The sequence below is a fragment of the Bosea sp. AS-1 genome, from assembly GCF_002220095.1.
Taxonomy (GTDB): domain Bacteria; phylum Pseudomonadota; class Alphaproteobacteria; order Rhizobiales; family Beijerinckiaceae; genus Allobosea.
In genome coordinates, this window is record NZ_CP022372.1 from 4512440 (window position 1) to 4532561 (window position 20122).

Sequence of the window (20122 nt, forward strand, 5' to 3'; positions counted from 1 at the left end):
GCTTCAGCCATGGTGAAACAGCGTTCTCGACGTGGAACAAGCCGGAAGCCTCACGGCCTGAGCATGCCATTCAGCAGGAACATCACGTAAGGCGTCGAAAGCGCGAGGGCACAACAGAAGCTTCGCCGCAGCATTGCGACGGCTTCCGAACGCCTCGTGACGTAGTCGAGGAGGTCGCGCGGTCCGGGCCGATGGCTGAGGTGGGTCGATGATGGGTACATTGAAACGCAAATTTTATGTGGGAACTATTCCCACATAATGCAATCTCGCGCCGCCCGCAATACCTCGCCATAAAAATGTGGGATTGTGTCCCACTTAGATTGGAGCTAACTGGAATGGATGACGGATGCAGCTCCTGGCCCCGCCGCTGACAAGCTTTACCCGCCATTGGCGCGGCTGTTGCGGCCACTTGTCCGTCTCTGCATTCGCGCCGGCATGACCTTCCCCGCGCTGAGCCAGCTCCTGCGGGAGCTTTACGTCAATGTGGCGGAGTACGACTTTGCCTTGCCCGGAAAGGAGCAGACCGACAGCCGTGTCAGCCTGCTGACCGGCATCCACCGCAAGGAGGTGAGCCGGCTGCGTGGTGCTGGCGCTCCCGTCAATGCCGTGCCGGCAGCGGTCTCCCGGACCGGCGCCATCATCGCGCACTGGCTGGCCTCGCCACGCTTCTGCGACGCAGCCGGAACTCCCCTGCCCCTGCCACGCAATGCAGAAGGATCGTCCCCGTCCTTCGAGGAACTGGTGTCATCCGTCACACGAGACGTAAGGCCCCGTGCCGTGCTCGATGAATGGCTCGACCGCCGGATCGTCACGATCGATACGGAAGACCATATCGTGCTGGCGGAGGCGGCCTTCATCCCGCAGCACGGCGACGACGAGAAGCTGTATTATTTCGGCCGAAACCTGCACGACCACATTGCGGCGGCGGCGGCGAACGTCCTCGGCTCCAAGCCGGCCTTCCTCGAGCGCTCGGTTCACTATGACGGCCTTTCCGCCGAGCTGGCCGAACGGCTCGAAGCCCGCTCGCGCGAACTCGCCCTCGAAATGCTGCAGCGCATCAACCGTGAGGCTCACGTTGCCAGCGAGACGGACCGCGGCGGCGAGCATCGCTGGAATTGCGGGGTCTATGTTTTCCGCGAGCGCGATAGCCGCGCGAGCGACGAAAGCAACCTGGCATGACAAGGCGTTTTGCATTGACGCGCCGGGCGATGCTCGCCGCGCTCGGCGCAATGGCGGCTTCACAGCGTCATGCGCTTGCCGCGCCGGAGCGACCGCGCGACGTCGGTATCGGTGGCACCGGCGTCGTACCGGAAGGACAGGGGGGAAGCGACCGCGGCATCGGCGGCACAGGCTTCACCGGGACGATCCAGCGCTTCGGCAGCATTTTCGTGAACGACAGGCGCATCGCCTATGAACCGGACGTCCCGGTGACGATCGACGGGCTGAGACAGAGCGTGCGTGACCTGCGGATCGGCCATGTCGTGCGCGTTGTGGCACGCCCCGACCGGACCGGGCTCATCACGGATGCGATCGATGTGGACAGCGAAGTCGTTGGTCCGATTACAGCGATCCATCCCGGCGCCATCGAGGTCCTTGGCCAGAAGGTCCTCGTCGGGGGAGCCAAATCGCGCAGATCGTGGCGCAAGGGCCAGCACGTGGCCGTCAGCGGCCTGCGCCGGCTCGACGGCGCGATTGCCGCCAGCCTGATCGAGCCTCGCGAGCGGGGTCCGTCGCGCGTTCTCGGGATTCTCGAGCGGGACGAGGATGGCTTCTGGATCGGAGGGTTGAAGCTGCTTCAAGCCGATGAGGCCTATCTTGGCCGGCGTGTACTCGTGACGGGGCGCCTTGGACGCGGAGGCTTCCTGCCCGCCGGCATCGAGAACGCTCCCCCGGTTTCAGCAGCGGGCTCCGTCTCGATCGAAAGCTATATCCAGTCTCGCGATGGACGGTTGCTGCTCGGGTCCGGCCTCTCCGTGCGCAACGATGCCTTCGCGGCCGATCTCTCCCCCTGGGCGGACGTTCGTGCCGTTCTCGACGGTCGCCTGGGCCTGGATGGCGAACTTCAGGTGGACGATATCCGCTTCGCCCGTCCGGGTGGCGAAGGCGGGGGGAATTCTGGCCCCCACGGTCCGAGCGGGTTCGGACCAGGTCGAGCTGGGCCTGGGCCGGGCCCCGCCGGACGGGGCGGGTTCGGCCCGGGCGGCGGCGCCCCCGGAGGCGGCGGCCCCGGTGGAGGACCCGGAGGCGGCGGTCCCGGAGGTGGAGGCTCCGGACCGGGAGGCGGTGGTTCAGGCGGCACTGGAGGCGGTGGACCGGGCCGCTAATGCCGAGCGCACATCAGGCTTGCTCGGCTGCGATGGCCAGGAGTTTGCGGCCATAGTCCGTCTTGCCGAGCGCGGCTCCTCTTTCACTGAGTTCGGCGAGCGAGATGAAGCCCTGCTGGAAGGCAATCTCCTCGAGACCAGCGACGAGCTGTCCCTGGCGCTTCTGAATCGTGCGGACGAACTCGCCGGCCTCCAGCAGGCTGTCATGGGTGCCCATGTCGAGCCAGGTGTAACCCCGCGACATGCACTCGACGTGGAGATCACCGGCTCGCAGATAGGCCTCGTTGATATCGGTGATCTCCAGTTCTCCGCGCGCGGACGGCTTGATGCCGGCAGCTATATCCAGGACCCGGTTGTCGTAGAAATAGAGGCCGGTCACCGCCCAGCGCGACTGCGGGAGTGCGGGCTTCTCGGCGAGGTGCACCGGACGGCCCGTGGCGTCGAGCGTAACGACACCGTAGCGCTCCGGATCGTCGACGGCATAGGCAAAGATCGTCGCCCCGCTTGGCCGCGATCGCGTGCGAGCCAGCATGTCGTGCAGGCCGGCGCCAAAGAAGATGTTGTCGCCCAGCACCAGTGCGACGCTGTCCTCGCCGACGAAATCGCGCCCGATGATGAAAGCCTGCGCCAGACCCTCCGGATACGGCTGCACAGCGTAACTCATCGTCAGCCCGAAGCCGGAGCCATTCCCAAACAGGGAAACGTAGTTGTAGAGGTCGTCGGGAGTCGAGATGATCAGGATTTCGTCGATGCCGGCCTGCATCAGGACCGAGACCGGATAATAGATCATCGGCTTGTCGTAGACAGGGACGAGCTGCTTGTTCACGGCGAGCGTTGCGGGATGGAGACGCGAGCCGGTGCCGCCCGCCAATACGATGCCTTTCATGATTTCCTCGAAATTTCAGCTTGTGGAGCTCAAGGTCGGATCAGCCGCGCCGGAGGGGCGCGCGGACGTCATGACTGCCGCAGGGCGGCCGGCACGGCCGCCGTGTTCCGCGGCGTGGTGGCGCGACTGCGCCAGCCTTGTCGCCAGAACGGGATGAGGGCGCGGTCCGGCGGGCCGAGGCGCACGAGCACGCCATCCCGCAACCCGTTGACCAGCGCTACCGTACAATCGGCCGAAAAGCGGTGATGAACGAGGTGGACGGCGAGCCTGACCGGCAGGGAGAGCAGGAACTTGGCCTTGTGGCGGACCGGCACATGCTGCAAGCGCAGCATCGCGAGCTGGTTGCGGACATAGGTATAGAGCCGCCGCGGCGGCTGATCGGTCAGCAACAGGCCGAGGGGCAATCGGATGACACCCTGCCCGAGTCGATGCGGCATCGGCACCGTGGGGTCGACCCAGATCGAATATCCCGCGGCCCCGGCACGAAGGCACCATTCGATGTCGATAGCGTCGATGAAATAGTCCGTGCGGAAACCTCCGATAGCGGCCATCGCATCGAGATGGATCAGCGAGCCGGACGAGATCACGAAACTCGCCCGCAGCGGTTTTTCTCCGTTCTGCCGCGCAGCCGCCGGCAGCTGCATCTTCTCGCCTGCAAGGTCGACCGGCTGCGGCCCGATGGCCGCCGGCCTCTCTCCACGCTCGGCCAGCCGGCGGTAGGTCGCCATCAGGGCACCAGCCATGCCAGGCCGAGGCGCGCTGTCCTGGTCGAGGAGAAGCAGGAACGCGTTGCCGTCGGCCTGGGCCAATTGGTGCAGGGCGTTGTAGGCAGCGCCGAGACCGCGATTGAGCCCTGGCCGCAAGATTACCAGTTTGGCGGGGCTCGCGGCTTTCCTCAGCGCCTGTTGCTGCTCGCCGCTGATCGGTGAATTGGCGTAGATCGCAACGGTTGCGACGTCGCCCGAGAGGCTAACCACGAGACCTCTCAGCGCTTCGAACTCCGGGCGATAGATGACGATACCCGCGAGGCAGCGCGGCTGATGAAGATGCGGATGAGACATGCCGAAACTTTCCTCAGAGCTGAGAGGGTGTACGCGACAGCACCTCGCGCAGCGGCCCGTCGGCGACGAGCCGGCCGTGTTCGAGGCGCAGGGCGCGTGTGCAGAGGCTGGCGAGCAGGCCGTCGCTGTGCGAGGCCAGGACAAGGATGCCGGCACGCGCGACGAAAGCGGCAAGGCGCGCCTGCGCCTTTTCCATGAAGGCCGCGTCACCGGCGAGGATGCCCTCGTCGAGCAGCAGCACGTCGGGATCCACGCAGGTGCAGATCGCAAAAGCGAGCCGCGTCTGCATACCGGCCGAATAGGTCCGGATCGGCATATCGAGAAAGCCGCCGAGCTCGGAGAAGTCGGCGATCTCGTCGATCCGGCTCTCGATCTGTCGGCGGGTCAGGCCGAGATACAGGCCACGCAGGCGGATGTTGTCGTAACCACTCGCTTCTCCATCCATGCCGAGGCCGATATCGAAAAGCGGGGCGATCTTGCCGCTGACCGCGACACGTCCCGCCTGGGGCACGTAGATGCCGGCCAGCACGCGCAGCAGCGTAGTCTTGCCGGCGCCGTTGTGGCCGACCAGGGCGACGCGCTCGCCATGGGCGATACCGATGCTGATGTCGCGCAAGGCCTCGACGCAGATGCGCGAGCGCGCATCCGAGCCGATGCGCCCGCCGGTGGCGCTGCTGACGATGCGGTTGCGGAGCGAACGGGCGCTGCCACCATAGAGCGGGAACTGCACGCCGACACGGTCGAGGCGGATCGAACTCATCGACGCCTCACAGCCAGTAGGCGACGCGCGAGCGCAGGCGTGCATACAGCACGAGCGCCACGCCGAGATTGACCACGGTGACGGCCAGCGCGACGGCGAAGCTCCGTGCCGGAAACGCGGCGCCGAGCAAAGGCGCCCGCACGATCTCGATCAGGTGGAATAGCGGATTGAATTCCGCCAGGACACGTCGCTGGCCGAGATCGTCCGCGCGCCAGAGGACCGGCGTGACGAAGAGCAACATCTGGGTCGCATTGGCGACGAGCGGGATCACGTCGCGGAATCGCGCACCGATGAGGCCGAGGGACAGGCTCCAGCCGACGCCGTTGACGAGCAGGATGACAAGGCCCGGCAACGCGGCGAGCCCCGCCCAGCCCGGCCTTGCGCCGCAGGCGACCAGGACGATGAGCACGATCGCCGCATTGTGGGCGAGGACGATCAGGTTTCGCCAGACGACGCGCAGCACGTGAATGCCAATCGGCGCGGGCATCTGTTTGATGGCGGCGGTCGCTCCCGTGAAGGTGGCGGCGCCTTCGTTCAGCAAGGCGGTGATCAGCGACCACAGCACCATGCCGACGGTCACATAGGGCAGATAAGCCATCACCGGTACGCGGAAGAGCGCGGCGTAGGTTATGCCGAGACCAGCCACGAACACGGCCAGGCTGATCGTTACCCAGAATGGTCCGAAGACCGAGCGGCTGTAGCGCTGGCGCACGTCGTACCAGCCCATCGTCAGCCAGAGCTCGGCGAGCCTGATTCCATGGCAAAAATCGGTGACGGCATCTCGCCACGGGTGGCGACGGCGCAGCCGCGCATCGTGAACAAGCATAGCAGGGTTCGACACCCGAAGTGCTCCTCGAACTGCAGATCCAATCCGGCGAGTAAAGCCGCGCCGGGTTGACAAGCTTAGTATGTGGGAATAATACCCACTTCAAGATTTAAGTGGGCAATTTTCCCACCAAAGAAATTCACCCTTCTCCAGGGTCGGTTTGGACGCGGAAAGCGAATGTCGAAGATCAGGAAACAAGCGATGGGGCAGGATGCCCGCCGGCACTGGCTGGAAATTCGCCGCGGCCACCACATTGCCGGGACGGAGACCGACTCGGGCGGCAAGAAGGTCCGCCTCCCCTCACGGCGCGGTGACCTCGGCGCGCCCGGCTTCAACGCCAGCCGGGCCGCCGACTTCGGCAACAGCACCTGCCCTGGTTCGAGATCATGACGCACAGAGACGATACGATGGCTGCAGAGGCACGTTCCGCCCATGGCATCGCTGGCAGGCTGCTTGGAGGCTTGTCCGGCCTCTGGAAGCGCCGGGCAGGAATGCTCTTCCACCCCGCCGGGAATATGAGCCCGGAGGCCGCGACGGGGCATTGGCGAAGCGCGGGCTTCGATTCCTATTTCTACATTCCGATGCGATGCGAGGCGGGGCTCTTGCGCGTCAATTTCGACGCGACACTCTGCGATGCCGGCCTCGATCATCGTGATCGCTGGCGGCTTTATTTCGATATCGGCGGAGGTTTCCGGGACGAGGATTGCCTTGTCGTCAACTGCAGCGGCATCCGGATCGAAATCGAGACAACGATCAGCCTACCAGCACCGGCACTGGCTTTCCGGGTCGACCCTTGTGAGGAAGGCGGCCGGTTCGCGCTGCACAAGCTGGAGCTGACTCCGCTCGTCGCATCGCCACCGCCTTCGGAAGATATCCTGCAACAGCTTGCTCAGCTCCATGGCTGGAGCAGGCTCTTGCAGAAGATGACAGCGGCGATTCGGCTCGCACAACGCGGCCGCCGACACAGGCCCCGGGAAGGCCGGAGAACCTCCGCTCCGCCCGCAGCGCGGAATGTCGAGCTTGGCCGTCCTGCTCTGCCTTCAGCGATAACACGAGTTTGCGCCGGCGTTATGCGGGCCCCGGAACAAAAGCTTTGTTTTGAACCTGGTCTCAAGATCAGAAATGAAGAGATCTTGCAAATAAGCAATATCTTCCCGACCAAGGCCCTTAAACGCAAACCGATCTCAATTCTGAAATCTCAACAGGAACTCAGGAATTAAGATGCTTATCTCAATAAAATTCCTGATATTCCACTTTCTACGACTCATCGTGAAAATAATATATCACGATAGCGCCGTCTTCATAGCAAAAATTAAATTCATTTTCGACAGAAAAATCTCATTGGTATCTGTTGAAAAGGGTAAAAATGAGCACAACAATAATAATTATGCTATCTTTCTGATCTACCAGCCGAACGAAATATCCTGGTATGTCAAGAATGCACTCGATTCTCTGAACGATGCGAAAATCAATGTCGTCGTCGTCGTTAATCACGAAATTAATGAGACTAAATTACTGTACTTAAAGGAAAAATCAAATATCGTAATTGTTAGAAACAACAAAGGATTTGATATAGGCGCCTTTAGAGACTCAACTCTATACCTTCATTCACTTAATATTAATATTAACCGTTTAATTTATATAAACGATAGTGTATATTTTTTCAACGAAGGTCTATTAAGCTTATTTTTGAAGCTAGCAGAATCAAAATCTGATATCTGCGCTCCGTTCGAAAATTGGGAAATACATTACCATATTCAATCATTCTGTTTTTCAGTTAGTGGTCGAATTTTTAAAAACGATATCTTTCAAACTTTCTGGAAGAATTACGTCCCCGTCAATTCAAGGTTGTGGGCGATCAACGAAGGGGAGGTTGGCCTCTCTCGAACTATAGTCCCCTTAGCGGACTCGATTGAAATTATTTATAGGCCAAATAATCTTCGTGCTCCTCTAGATGGAATCCAAGATCTTGAATCTAGAGCAAATCTTATTAGGATGATTCCTATTCCATTTCGGACTCAAACTTCTGAAATATTCTCAATGATGAGATCAGAAGCAACCCAATTTTTTATTTCTAAGATAGGCACCAGTTCTCAGATACACACCGGCGGATTCATATACAGAAAATACAACCATTGCCCTCTAATGAAAAGGGATCTCCTGTTTAGAGAGCAATTTACGATCGATGAGATCGAATACGCTCTGAATAATATTGGTCATGAGGGTCATTTAGATGAAATAATGGCAGATTTTCGTAGAAAAGGAAAATCAAGCCAGCTCCCAATGATTAGAAAACTGAAAGCTGCAAGCGGGATAATCTAAAACACCGAAAAATATTACTTTGCCTATATATAGTCATTATATGTAAACGATTATTATCTCGGGAATGCGCATGCAAACACCACCACCGCGGATCGCCGCGGTGGTGGTGGATTCGTCGGATTATCAATCAATCCCCCACCGGCTTGTGAGATAGAATACCTCAAATCAGGATGCTGTCAGGCCATGCCGGCGAGCACCCTGCGGTTACTGGCAGGTCCGGAAGGCCGCGCCTTCCTCGCCTCTCTCAATGTAAACTGCCTCTTCTCAAACCATCCGCGCCAGCGGCAGGCAAGCTCTCCGGATCGTGTCACATTCCATTCGGAGAGAGCTGCAGCCATGATCGGGGGTGCCGCCGCCAAGCGAGAGCCCGCTTAAAAGTACCGCACCTCGTCAGCTTCAACGCTGAGCGGATCGCGGCCGCGCTTGTTCAGCCAGGAATAGACTGGCGGCACCCGATCAGCGATCGACTCGATGTGGATGTCGATCAGGCATGGCCCCTCCGTATAGGCGAAGGCGCTTGCCAGTGCGGTATCGAGTTCTTCGGAGTTCGTCGCCGTCCAGGCCTTCACGTCGAAGGCTTCGGCGATCGCCTGGCCGCGCGGCGGCGTGAAATCGACACCGAAGCACTGGTTGTGCCCCTTCAGCCGGTGGAGACCCTTGATCCAGCCGAAGGTGCCGTTGTTGAACAGCAGGAGAATGGCGGGAACCTGCAAGCGGACGAGCGTTTCGAGCTCGCCGACCGACATCCCGAAGGACCCATCGCCGAACATGCCGATAGGCCGTCGCTCCTTGTCCGCGAACCAAGCGCCGACCGTGGCCGGCAGCGCCGAGCCGAGGCCGCCGAAGGCGCGCGGGATTGCAAAGCGGGTCCTCCTATCCCTCAGCTTCAGGAACCGCGTCATATGCGGCGTCGGCGTGCCCGCATCCGAGTAGATCAGGGCCGGCTTGCCATAGAGCTCCAGCGCCTCGTTGAAGCAGCGCACGGCGCGCTCCGGCCGCAGCGGCGTGGCTTCCGAGCTCAACAGGGCTTCGGCATTCGCCCAGAACCTGCCGCGCAAGTCGTTGAGTTCGTCGACCCAGCCTTGCGTCCGGCCGGCATCGACGTCGGCGGGAACCAGATCGATCAGCCGCTCGAGGGTGAGGCCGGCATCGCCCTGCACCGAAACGACGTTCTCGTAGTTATTCGCCATGATCTCCGGATCGATGTCGATCTGGGCGACGCGCTTGTTCAGCGTGATCTTGGGAAAGGTCCAGCCGATCGTGACGACCGAGCCCATGCGGGAGCCGACGAACAGCACGAAGTCCGCATGTTCCAGCGCCCAGTTGGCATGCGGATGGAAGCCGTTGTCGCCGATGACGCCGACCGCGAGGCGGTGGTCGTCCGGCATGGTGCCCTGTCCCGTCATCGTCGTGCAGACCGGTATGTTCAGCCGCTCCGCCAGTTCGGTCACCTGCGGGCCGGCGCAGGAGCGATTGACCCCGCCCCCCGAGACGATCAGCGGGCGCTTGCTTCCCGTCAGCAGGGACATGATGGCGTCGAGTTTCCCCGGAGGCGGCAGCGTCGGGTAGGCAGGAAATTCGATGCATTCGCTCTCGACATGCAAGGAGATCCGGGCCGGATCGACCTCCGCCAGCAACATGTCCTCCGGGATCTGCAGATGGACCGCGCCCGGCTTGCCGGAGCAGGCGACGCGGAAGGCCCGACGGATGATCTCCGGCAGCTTCTCGGCGGATTTCACCTGCACCGACATCTTGGTGACCGGCTCGAACAGACGCGCGCAATCGAGCTCGGTCAGTACGCCACGCCCTTCGCCGGGCAGGGGGATGTCGATCGTCAGCAGGATGACGGGAACCGACGACCCGTTGGATTCGGCGACGGGCGGCAGTGAATACATCGCGCCCGCGCCCGACGGGCATTCGAAGACGCCCGGCTTCTTCGTGAAGCGGCCATAGGCATCGGCCATGTAGCCCGCGGAACGCTCGTCGCGCGCCATGACATGGCGAATGCGGCCTTCGCGCAGCTGCAGCGCTTCGTAGAACGGCACGTTCGTGTCGCCGGGAACACCGAAGACCACCTCGACGCCATAGCCGATCAGCATCTCGGCCAGGATATCTGCGCCACGCATTGTCTCGTCTCCTCGAAATTTGGGAATGGGGCCGGTCGGCCCATCGGTGGTGCCGGGCGACTGGCAGTGTTTTCTGCTCAAGGCCGCTACTCGAAAGCGCTCACGCCAGAAGCCGGAACCGGCGCGGCGAAAAGACCGCGATATCGGGAGCTTCAGAAAGACCGGCGACGTGCTGGGCGACCATGCGCCCTGTCGCCGGACCTGCGGCGAAACCGACATGGCCGTGCCCGAATGCGTAGAAGATGTCGGGCGAGCTGGACGAGCGACCGATCACCGGCAGCCCGTCAGGCGTCGATGGCCGATGGCCCATCCACCGGTCGATCGGTCGCTGCTGCGCATCGGCCAGCGCAGGATAAGTCCCGCGCGCGTGAGCCAGCAGGATATCGACACGGCTCCAATTGGGGGCTGCGTCGAGCGATGCCAGCTCGACTTGGCCCGACAGCCGCAAACCCGCCGCCGTCGGCGTGTTCGCCATCTTGCCGTCGCTTGGCATCACCGGGTGGCGTGGGCCGCCAGCGTCCCCGGCAACGACGCCATGATAACCCCGCTCGCTTTCCAGCGGGATGCGATCGCCGACGGAGCGCGCAAGGCGCTTCGACCACGCCCCCGCCGCGATGACGACCCGGTCACAGGCGATCACATCGGTATCGGTGCGTACCCCGCGGACGCGCGGTCCGTCGCGCAGGATCTCACGGACCGTCGCCCGGGCGATCTTGGCGCCATGGGTGCGCGCGGCCGCGACGATCGCGGCGATGTACGCCGCCGGGTCGATGCAATGCGCGCCGTCCTCCGCCAGGATGCCGAAGGTGTAGCGCCTGTCGAGATCGGGTTCCCGCGCCGCGAGTGCCCCGGCGTCGAGCTCGCACCAGCGCAGCCCGGCCATCCGCCGCAGATGCCAGGACAGGCTTTCCGCCTCGAAGGCTCGCCTGTCTGGATAGGCGTAAAGCAATCCTTCGCGCCGGATCAGATCGGGCACGCCGATCTCGCGGCTCAGCACCGCGTGGCGTTCCGGGCTGTCATGGAGCAGCCGGTCCAGCGCCCTGGCCGTCGCCTCGACGCGCGCCACGGAGGAACCCGCCCGCAGGAAGCGCAGCAACCACGGCAGGAGCCGAGGAAAATGACGCCAACGGATGACCAGCGGCCCGTGCGGATTGAGCAGATATCCCGGGATCTGCTTCCACAGGCCGGGCATCGACATCGGCACGACCGAGGCCGGGCTGATCCAGCAGCCATGGCCGTAGCTGGCGGATTGCCGACCTGCCGGCTCACCGCTGTCGACCAAGGTGACGGCATGGCCGGCGCGCGCCAGCTCCAGCGCGCAGCAGGCGCCGACGATGCCGCTGCCTATGATCAGGCTGTGCGTTGGAGCCGCGCTGGGCATGTCCCGTTTCCTCCGGGTATTCAGGCAATAGCTCTCCTCTCCGTCACGGCGGAGGCCGTGAGCGGCTGGGACGAGCCGTGGTGGATTCAGTCGAGCGTCAGCGTTCGGCGAGAATGCGTGCGTTCGATCTCAGCGATTTCTCGGACACGCGAATCCCCAGGCCGGGGCCGTCGGGGACGACCACCGCGCCGTCGCGGTTCACGATCTTCTCCTCCAGCACGTCCTCGGTCAGCACGTGATGAGGCATGTAGAATTCGCAGCCGAGCGAGATGCCCGGCGTCGCGGCGATGAACTGCGTGCCAGCGGCGAGCGCGATGCCGCCCTCGTAAAGCGTGCCGCCATAGCCGGGCAGGCTCGCGAGATCGGCCAGCGCCATCAGCGCCTGCGCGTTGAGCATTCCGCCTGATTTCATGAGCTTGACCGAGATCGCATCGGCCGCCTGCAGCCTGATGATCTCCTGCAGGTCGCGGGCGTCGAAGCAGCTCTCGTCGGCAAGGATCGGCGTGTCGAGATCCGCCGCGAAGGAGGCCATCGCCGTCAGGCAATCCCGCGGCACCGGCTGCTCAATGAAGGTCGGCTTGAACTGGTCGACGTCGCGCAGCTTCTTGATCGCGCCGAACGGCTGGAGCGCCTGATTGTAGTCGACGCGGAGGTCGATCGTATCGCCGAAGGCGTTCCGCATGGCTTCGAGATGAGCCACATCCTCCTCATGGCTCTTCACCCCGGTCTTGACCTTGAAGATGCGGTTGCCCTTCGGAACCATCTCCTCCATGCGGCGCATGTCGGCGTCGAAATCCGGGTCCGCGATCGAGAAGGACAGCGGGATGGTGTCGCGAACGCGTCCGCCCAGCAGGGTGGCGATCGAGAGGCCCGACGACTGGCCCAGGATGTCGAACATCGCGGTCTCGACGGCGAGCTTGGCTTCACCATGGCCGACGAGCGCCTTCTTCATCTGCAGGGTCAGCGCACGGATGCGATCCACCCGCGCGCCCATGACGAGCGGACGCAGGTAGATGTCGAGGGCTGCGACCGCGGCCTCGGCCGTGCCGGTAAACACCTCCCAGGGCGCAGCCTCCCCCCAGCCGACGATGCCGGATGATGAGGTCAACTCGACCAGGACGCGCTTGACCGTCCCCTTGACGTCGCCGACGCCCTGTTGCCGCTGCATCTTGATCGGACTTTCGATCAGGAAGATGCGCAGGTTTGTGATGGTTTCCATCGTCTCGAGCTCTTCTGTGTGGCCTATTGCGGCGTCACTCTGTGGAAATGGCTGAGGAAGGTTCTGGTCGCGTCCACGCGGGGGGTGTCGATCACCTCGCGGGCCGGCCCCTCCTCTACGACGTAGCCGTCGCGCATGAAGACCACGCGGTCTGCGACATCGCGCGCGAAGGGGATTTCATGGGTAACGATGACCATCGTCATGCCATCCGCGGCAAGCTTTTGGATCGCCTGCAGGACTTCGCCCACCAGTTCGGGATCAAGCGCCGAGGTCGCCTCGTCGAACAGCATGACCTCCGGTTCCATCGCCAGTGCGCGGGCGATCGCCACGCGCTGCTTCTGGCCGCCCGACAAGGTGTCGGGCATCTGCGAAGCCCGATCCGCCAGCCCGACCTTTTCGAGCTGAGCCATGGCCTGCTCGATCGCCGTCTTGCGATCGAGGCCTTTCACATGGATCGGCGCCTCGATGACGTTGCCCAGAACGGACATGTGCGGAAACAGGTTGAAGCTCTGGAACACCATCCCGGTGCGGGAGCGGAACGCCGCCAGCGGCTTCGCCTTCGGCTGCTCCATGGACTGTCCGAACCGGAAGGTGGTCTCGCCGACGCGGATGGTCCCGTCATCCGGCTGCACGAGCAGGTTCATGCACCGTAACAGCGTGGACTTGCCGGAGCCCGACGGCCCGAGCAAGGCGACGACGCCGCCTTGCTCGACCTGAAGATTGATGTCCTTGAGGACTTCGAGCTGGCCGAAGCGCTTCCGCAGCCGCGCGACCTCGATCATCGGTACTTTCGCCGTCATCGGGCAGCTCCCAGGCGGCGTTCACGGCTGCGCACATAGAGCGTCAGCGGGAAGAGGATCATGAAATAGGCGACGGCCACTGCCGTGTAGGTTTCCAGCGGTCGGAAGCTGTCATGCGCGGCGATCTGCCCCTGGTAGACGAGATCAGGAACGGCCAGGACGGACACGAGCGAGGTGTTCTTGAACTGGAGGATCGACTGGTTCATCAGCGCCGGCAGCATCCGGCGCAGTGCCTGTGGCAGGATGATGCGACGCATTGCGAGGCCAGGTGTCATGCCCAGCGCCGAAGCCGCTTCAGACTGACCGGCGTCGATCGAAACGATGCCACCGCGGATGATCTCGGCGTAGAACGAGCCGCCATAGCAGGACAAGGCGAGAAGAGAGGCTGTGATCGGCGTCATTTCGATGCCCGCGATCATCGGCAGCGCGTAGTAGCACCAGATCAGTTGCACCAGCACGGGCGTGCAGCGAAAGATCTCGATGAAGCCAAGCGCGATCCCGCGCAGGATCTTGAAACGCGACAGCAGGCAGATCGCCGCGGTCATACCGATGGTCAGGCCGCCGATGACGGTCGCGGCCGTGAAGGCCACAGTCACGCCCAGCCCCTGCAGGAGCAACCATCGGTAGCCCCACAGGATCGAAAAATCCCACTCATACATGGTCATGAATTCCCGTGATCGAAATCGGGCGTGGAGGGGCGGAAGCCCCGCCATACCAGATGATCAGATTTCGAAACCGGGAGGAAAGTCGCTTTCCTTGACGCCGACAAGCTCCATGTTCTTGACGATGGCGTTCTTGACGAAGCCGCTGTCGCGTTGCTTGCTGATCCAGCCATCGACGAATTCGCGCCAGGATTGATCGGCCTCGCGCCGAAAGCCCGCATTCGACGTCGTGAAGTCGGGAGGCGTCGGCATCACAATGTCACCGAGCGCAGCATTCTTGGCACGCAGCGAGAGCGACAGGATCAGCACCAGGCACTGGGCATCGACGCGCCCCGCCTGCAAGGCTGCCGTTGCGTCACTCGCCGTCTTCAGGCGCGAGATCTGCGCTTGCGGTGCAAGCCGCGTGACGGCCGCATCATGAGACGAGCCCGCATCGACGGCAATGCGCATCTCAGGCTTGTTGAAGTCGCTCCAGCTCTTCGCGCCGAGCCCCTTCTTGGTGACCATCGTGAAGGCGTTCTTGAAGACCGGACCCGAGAAGTCGATGACCTTCTGCCGTTCCGGCGTGGGATTGAGGCCGAAGAAGACATCGATTTTGTCGGCCTGGAGATCCAGCACCGAATTGCCCCAGGTCGTTTCCAGGATCGACAGCTTGACCCCGAGATCGTCCGCCAGCTTCTGGCAGATGTCGACGTAGAAGCCGCGCCAGCTGCCGTCCGTCACCATCTTCTGGTAATAGGGAGCGCCATCGGCGACGGCGGCGATGCGCAAGGTGCCGGAGGCTTTCACTCGCTCCAGCGAACTGGCGGCGAGAGCGCTCTTGCCGGTGTAAAGGCCTGCCGCCGCGGCAATCCCGCCCAAGCCCATCAGCTTGTTGAATTCGCGCCTGTCCATACTCTTCCCCTCTCCGGTTCGATTGCGGCTTCGGTTCTGTACGCCTGAGCAGGTGACTGTCCCCCTCGGATCAGTCGCTCATGGTCCATTTTATGAGCCGGCCGAGAGAGTTTGGATGAGCCCAGGGCGAAACAAAAACGTTGAAAACTTCGTCTAAGATGACTTTTAATCATGATAACTGCCGGGGTTCTCATGAGACGCTATCTGCCGTCGCTATCTGCCTTGCACGCTTTCGAGGCCGCAGCGCGGTTCATGAATTTCACGAAGGCGGCCGAAGATCTCGGCCTGACACAGAGTGGCATCAGCCGGCAGATTCATAATCTGGAAAAATTTCTCGGCGTTCCTCTCTTTCACCGATCAGGCCCCCGTCTCGTCCTGACGGAGGTGGGCGCAAACTACTATCGCGAACTCGCGCTGACACTCGACAAGCTCCAGGAGATCACCATCGACGCCGTCCGTGGGCGCTCGGTAGACAGCTCCCTGATGATCGGCACCCATCCGACCTTGGGCGCGCGCTGGCTGCCCCGGCGGATCGAGACATTCATCCGCGCGCATCCGGATATCCCGGTCGAGGTCACGCTGGTGCCTGCCGATCTCAACTTCGAGACCACGCGCCTGGATGTCGCCATTCTGCGAGGGGGTGGAACCTGGCTGAATGCCAGGGCAGTCGAATTGTTCGCCGAAGAGATCGCCGTCGTGGCCTCGCCAAAGCTGATCCCGCTCGGCACGACGCTGGAAAACAAGGACTTTGCCAACTTCCCGCTGCTTCAGAATGCAAGCCGTCCGAGCATATGGCTGCATTGGCTGCGCCTGTCGGGCCTCACCTATCAAGGGCGCATTCAAGGGACGCGTTTCGCCCATACCGAGATGCTGATCAATGCCGCGCTCCAAGGCATCGGTATCGCCATTGTTCCGACCTGCTACATCGAAGCGGAGCTTGCTTTCAACGAACTCCATATGCCGTTCGGGCCGCCAATCTTGTCCGGGGACTCTTATTTCGCGGTCCATCCTGAGCGAAAAGCACAGCTGCAAAGCGTCATGGCTTTCCGTGAATGGGCGATGCGAGAGACGCGAAGCTATCGAAGGCCGAAGACGCAATAGCGCGTCAATCACCCATCGCGCAGCGCGCCGTTGGTTCCGGTCAATGCTGTAGGCAATCGGCGCACGCGCGCCTGCGCGACAGGCTTCGCTTATGGTCGCCGCCTCAGCAACGTTCCTCCGCCCGATCTCGCGCCTGCAGTTCCGCACTTCGTTCGGCAGCCGGCCCGTAGCCACCAGCACCGGGCGTGATGATCTCGACGATCTGACCCTTTTCCAGCGCGCCGTCACCCTTGAAGAAGGGTAAGACGCCCTCGCTGAAGACGAAGGAGCCACCCTGCCCCTCGCCGCCGCCGGCGAGCCCCCAGGGCCGCGAGGTCAGGCGCGAATTGTCGACGTTCAGCCGGCACGGCGCCTCTGCCCGGTAGACGCGGCGCAGACCCATCCCACCGCGCTGGCGGCCATCGCCGCCGGAGCCATCGACCAGCTCGTAGCGCAGCAGGGTCAGCGGATATTCGAGCTCCAGCGCCTCGACCGGCAGGTTCGAGGTGTTGGTCATATGGACATGGACACCGTGGAGCCCGTCCTTGTTGGCGCGGGCACCGGAACCACCGCCGATCGTCTCCAGATAGACCCAGAGCTCGCCACTGCCGGGCTGCTCGCCGGCGAAGGTGGCCGAGGCGACCGCGCCCGAACAGGCTGCGATGACGCGGTCCGGCACCGCCTGCGCGAGCGCGCCATGGATCAGGTCGACGACGCGCTGGCAGGCGGCGATGCGGCCGTTGACGGCGGCCGGATGCACGCAGTTCAGCACCGTGCCTTCGGTCGCGGTGACGGTGAGCGGGCGCGCGAGCCCGGCATTGGGCGGTATGGTCGGGTCGGCCACGGTCTTGACCGCGTAATACACGGTCGAGAGCAGCGCGGTGTAGACCATGTTGAAGCCGGCCCGCATCTGCGGCGGCGAGTCGAAGGCGAGCGTCATCTCCTCGCCCGCGACGGTGATCGCGACCGAGAAGGTCAGCGGCTCGTCGATTTCGGGATTGTCGAAGGAATCCGAGAAGCGATAGGTGCCATCGGGAATCGAGGCGATGCCGGCGCGCATCTTGCGCTCGGCATAGTCCTGCAAGGCCTTGCCGGCGGCGAGTACCGTATCGCGGCCATATTTGTCGCAGAGCGCGCGCAGGCGCTCGACGCCGAGGCGGTTCGCTGCCATCTGGGCGCGCAAATCCGAGAGGCGCTCGCGCGGGACCTGGCAGTTGAGCAGGATCAACTCCTGCACGTCCTTCATCAGCACGCCGCCGTCATAAAGGCGGATCGGCGGGATGCGCAGGCCTTCCTGATAGATATGGGCGTGGCCGCGATCGGCGAAATCCGAATGGTGGGCCGTGTTCACCGCCCAGGCGATCATCACGCCTTCGTGGAAGACCGGCTCGGCCAGCACGATATCCGGCAGGTGCGTGCCACCGCCCTCATAGGCGTCGTTGCCGATGAAGACGTCGCCCGGTTTCATATCCGCGACGGAGTGGCGCTTCAGGATATGCGGAATGATGCCGATGAAGGAGCCGAGATGCATCGGGATATGCTCGGCCTGGCAAAGCGTCTGGCCCTCGACGTCGAAGAGCGCGGTCGAGCAGTCGCGACGCTCCTTGATGTTGGTCGAGTAGCTCGCCTTGACCAGGGCCTCGCCCATCTCCTCGGCGATCGAGGCAAAGGAGGAGCCGATGACCTCGACGGTGATCGGGTCGACGCTGACGGATGCGGAAGCGGTCATCACGGCATCTCCAGGATCAGGTTGAGATAGGGCTCGACCGTCGCGGTCATGCCGGGCAGCAGCACGGTGGTCGAATCCATCTGCTCGACGATGGCCGGGCCAGCGAAGCGGTTGCCGGATCTGAGCTTGTCGCGATCATAGATCGGGCAGGCGACGAATCCGCCGGCCTCGGGGAACCAGACCTCGCGGCTGCCAACGATGGCGTGCGAGGCATCCGGCCCGGCATCGGGCTCCGGCCGGAAGGCGGCCTTGGGTACAAGCCCGACCGCCTCGACGCGATAGGTCACGAGCTGGACCGCCTCGCCCTCGGCGACGAAGCCGTAGAGCCGCTTGTGGGCGGCGGCGAAGCCTTCGGCGAGCGCGGCGATGGTCGCGGGCGTGATCGGCCCGTCCGGCACGTCGATAGCGAGCTCGTAGTTCTGGCCGTGATAGCGCAGATCGGCGGTGCGCTTGAGCCGGCGATCGGCCGAAGCGACGCCCTCCTCCGCGAACCAGTGATCCGCCTGTTCCTGCAGGGCGACGAAGATCTCGGCCATGTCGGGCACCAGCGCATCGGAGAGCGTCGCCAGTCGCGTGGTGGCGAAATTGGCGCGCAGGTCGGTGAGCAGCAGGCCGAGCGCGCAGCCGATACCGGGATTGCGGGGGACGACGATGCGCTTCATGTCGAGCTCGCGCGCGAGCCGCGCGGCATGCAATGGCCCTGCCCCGCCGAAAGCGACCAGCGCGTAGTCGCGCGGATCATGCCCGCGCTGGACGCTGATGACGCGGATCGCCTTGGCCATATTGGCGGTCACGACCGAGATGATGCCCTGCGCGGTCGCCATCAGATCGAGGCCGAGTTCGTCGGCCAGCCGGCCGATCGCCTGTTTCGACAGGCTCTGGTCGATCGGCATGCGGCCGCCGAGCAGATGCGTCGGGTTCAGGGTCTGCAGCACGACATTGGCGTCGGTGACGGCGGGCTCGGTCGCGCCGCGCCCATAGCAGACCGGGCCGGGATCGGCGCCGGCCGAGCGTGGCCCGACCTTGAGCAGGCCGCCGGAATCGATCGCGGCGAGCGAGCCGCCACCGGCACCGACCGTGTGGATGTCGAGCATCGGCGCCTTGATCGGGTAGCCGTGGACATTGGCCTCCGAGGCGAGCTTGGCCTCGCCGTCGTCGAGCAGGGCGACGTCCGAGGAGGTGCCTCCCATGTCAAAGGTGATGAGGTTCGGGATACCGATCATGGCACCGATCGCCTGCGCCGCGACGACGCCGGTCGAGGGACCGGAAAGCACCGTGCGCACCGGCAGGCGAGCCGCCATGTCGAAGCCGATGACCCCGCCATTGGACTGCGTCAGATGCGGCGTCGCCTTGAGGCCCAGTTCCTTCAAACGGTCAGCGAGGCGGCGGATATAGCCCTGCATGACCGGGCCGAGATAGGCGTTGACCACCGTGGTCGAGATGCGCTCGTACTCGCGGAACTCGGGCGCGACCTCATGCGAGGCGCAGATGAAGGCCTCGGGAAACTCCTCGGCCACGATGCGCTTGGCCGCTTCCTCGTGCTCCGGCCGGACGAAGCCATAGAGAAAGCCGATGGCGACCGCCTTGACGCCCTCGGCCTTCAACGCCCGCGCCGCCTGCCGCACTGCACCTTCGTCCAGCGGCGTCTCGACCGCGCCGTCATGGCGGACACGCTCGGCGACGCCGAAGCGCAGGTCGCGAGTGACCAGCGGCGGCGCCTTGTCGGCCTGGAGATCGTAGAGATCGGGCCGCTTCTGCCGGCCGATCTCGATCAGATCGCGGAAACCCTCGGTGGTGACGAGGCCCGTCTTCACGCCGCGATGCTGGATCAGGGCGTTGGTACCGACCGTGGTGCCATGACCGAAATAGGCAATGTCCGCCGGGCTGGCGCCGACGCGCTCGACGCCTTCCTGCGTGCCGCGCGCGATGGCGCGGGAGGGGTCGTCAGGCGTCGAGGGCACCTTCCAGACCGCGACCATGCCGGTCGCATCGTCGAACAGGCAGACATCGGTGAATGTGCCCCCGGAATCGATCCCGATCCGCCACGCCATT

The 20122-nt window shown here is 63.4% G+C and carries 18 protein-coding genes; 6 read left to right on the top strand and 12 right to left on the bottom strand.

All coding sequences use genetic code 11. The features are described from left to right. Positions 1-339: 339 nt before the first annotated feature. Both CE453_RS23215 and CE453_RS28755 read left to right on the top strand, forming a co-directional pair. A complete protein-coding gene (locus CE453_RS23215) occupies positions 340-1179 on the top strand; it encodes a DUF6502 family protein (RefSeq protein ID WP_089176722.1) in 840 nt (279 codons plus the stop codon). Further along, positions 1176-2324 carry a DUF5666 domain-containing protein gene (locus tag CE453_RS28755; protein ID WP_157733159.1) on the top strand — a complete coding sequence of 383 codons (1149 nt, stop codon included), beginning with the start codon at positions 1176-1178 and terminating at the stop codon, positions 2322-2324. Before CE453_RS23215 ends, CE453_RS28755 begins: the two co-directional genes overlap by 4 nt. Positions 2325-2337: 13 nt before the next feature. Here CE453_RS28755 and rfbA read toward each other — a convergent pair whose 3' ends face one another. The 4 genes from rfbA to CE453_RS23245 form a co-directional block, all read right to left on the bottom strand. Beyond that, positions 2338-3210, bottom strand: coding sequence for a glucose-1-phosphate thymidylyltransferase RfbA (rfbA, locus tag CE453_RS23230; RefSeq protein ID WP_089176725.1), 873 nt, complete (start codon positions 3208-3210; stop codon positions 2338-2340). A gap of 68 nt (positions 3211-3278) precedes the next feature. Beyond that, positions 3279-4271, bottom strand: a complete 993-nt coding sequence (locus CE453_RS23235) for a glycosyltransferase family protein (protein WP_198302189.1) — start codon at positions 4269-4271, stop codon at positions 3279-3281. 13 nt (positions 4272-4284) lie between these two features. Next, complete coding sequence (locus tag CE453_RS23240) at positions 4285-5031, bottom strand: ABC transporter ATP-binding protein (protein WP_089176726.1); 747 nt, start codon at positions 5029-5031, stop codon at positions 4285-4287. Positions 5032-5038: 7 nt separating this feature from the next. Next, positions 5039-5872 carry an ABC transporter permease gene (locus CE453_RS23245; protein WP_157733160.1) on the bottom strand — a complete coding sequence of 278 codons (834 nt, stop codon included), beginning with the start codon at positions 5870-5872 and terminating at the stop codon, positions 5039-5041. 162 nt (positions 5873-6034) lie between these two features. Here CE453_RS23245 and CE453_RS23250 point away from each other — a divergent pair, with 162 nt between their 5' ends. The 3 genes from CE453_RS23250 (at position 6035) to CE453_RS28760 (ending at position 8179) form a co-directional block, all read left to right on the top strand. Beyond that, on the top strand, positions 6035-6247 hold the full coding sequence (locus CE453_RS23250) for a hypothetical protein (protein WP_089176728.1): 213 nt from the start codon (positions 6035-6037) through the stop codon (positions 6245-6247). Continuing rightward, entirely contained in the window at positions 6244-7077 is an 834-nt protein-coding gene (locus CE453_RS23255; RefSeq protein ID WP_157733161.1) for a hypothetical protein, read from the top strand. Before CE453_RS23250 ends, CE453_RS23255 begins: the two co-directional genes overlap by 4 nt. 121 nt (positions 7078-7198) lie before the next feature. Further along, the gene (locus tag CE453_RS28760; protein WP_157733162.1) at positions 7199-8179 is read left to right on the top strand and encodes a rhamnan synthesis F family protein; all 981 of its coding nucleotides are present in this window, start codon (positions 7199-7201) and stop codon (positions 8177-8179) included. A 371-nt stretch (positions 8180-8550) separates the two neighbouring features. Here the strand turns inward: CE453_RS28760 and CE453_RS23260 are convergent, their stop codons facing one another. The 6 genes from CE453_RS23260 to CE453_RS23285 form a co-directional block, all read right to left on the bottom strand. Then, positions 8551-10305: a thiamine pyrophosphate-binding protein gene (locus tag CE453_RS23260; RefSeq protein ID WP_089176730.1), complete on the bottom strand. Its 1755-nt coding sequence runs from the start codon at positions 10303-10305 to the stop codon at positions 8551-8553. A gap of 100 nt (positions 10306-10405) precedes the next feature. Then, complete coding sequence (locus tag CE453_RS23265; protein ID WP_089176731.1) at positions 10406-11686, bottom strand: NAD(P)/FAD-dependent oxidoreductase; 1281 nt, start codon at positions 11684-11686, stop codon at positions 10406-10408. A 97-nt stretch (positions 11687-11783) separates the two neighbouring features. After that, positions 11784-12905: an enolase C-terminal domain-like protein gene (locus tag CE453_RS23270; RefSeq protein ID WP_089176732.1), complete on the bottom strand. Its 1122-nt coding sequence runs from the start codon at positions 12903-12905 to the stop codon at positions 11784-11786. Between the two features lie 23 nt (positions 12906-12928). Further along, entirely contained in the window at positions 12929-13705 is a 777-nt protein-coding gene (locus CE453_RS23275) for an amino acid ABC transporter ATP-binding protein (protein WP_089176733.1), read from the bottom strand. After that, positions 13702-14364, bottom strand: coding sequence for an amino acid ABC transporter permease (locus tag CE453_RS23280; RefSeq protein WP_089178112.1), 663 nt, complete (start codon positions 14362-14364; stop codon positions 13702-13704). Before CE453_RS23280 ends, CE453_RS23275 begins: the two co-directional genes overlap by 4 nt. A 63-nt stretch (positions 14365-14427) precedes the next feature. Then, positions 14428-15261, bottom strand: a complete 834-nt coding sequence (locus CE453_RS23285; RefSeq protein WP_089176734.1) for a transporter substrate-binding domain-containing protein — start codon at positions 15259-15261, stop codon at positions 14428-14430. Between the two features lie 192 nt (positions 15262-15453). On the opposite strand from CE453_RS23285, the gene CE453_RS23290 reads away from it, so the two are divergent. Further along, on the top strand, positions 15454-16362 hold the full coding sequence (locus tag CE453_RS23290) for a LysR substrate-binding domain-containing protein (RefSeq protein ID WP_089176735.1): 909 nt from the start codon (positions 15454-15456) through the stop codon (positions 16360-16362). Positions 16363-16465: 103 nt separating this feature from the next. Here CE453_RS23290 and CE453_RS23295 read toward each other — a convergent pair whose 3' ends face one another. Beyond that, complete coding sequence (locus CE453_RS23295; RefSeq protein WP_089176736.1) at positions 16466-18070, bottom strand: hydantoinase B/oxoprolinase family protein; 1605 nt, start codon at positions 18068-18070, stop codon at positions 16466-16468. Continuing rightward, positions 18070-20121, bottom strand: a complete 2052-nt coding sequence (locus CE453_RS23300; protein WP_089176737.1) for a hydantoinase/oxoprolinase family protein — start codon at positions 20119-20121, stop codon at positions 18070-18072. The genes CE453_RS23295 and CE453_RS23300 overlap by 1 nt, the downstream gene beginning before the upstream one ends. Position 20122: the final 1 nt, after the last annotated feature.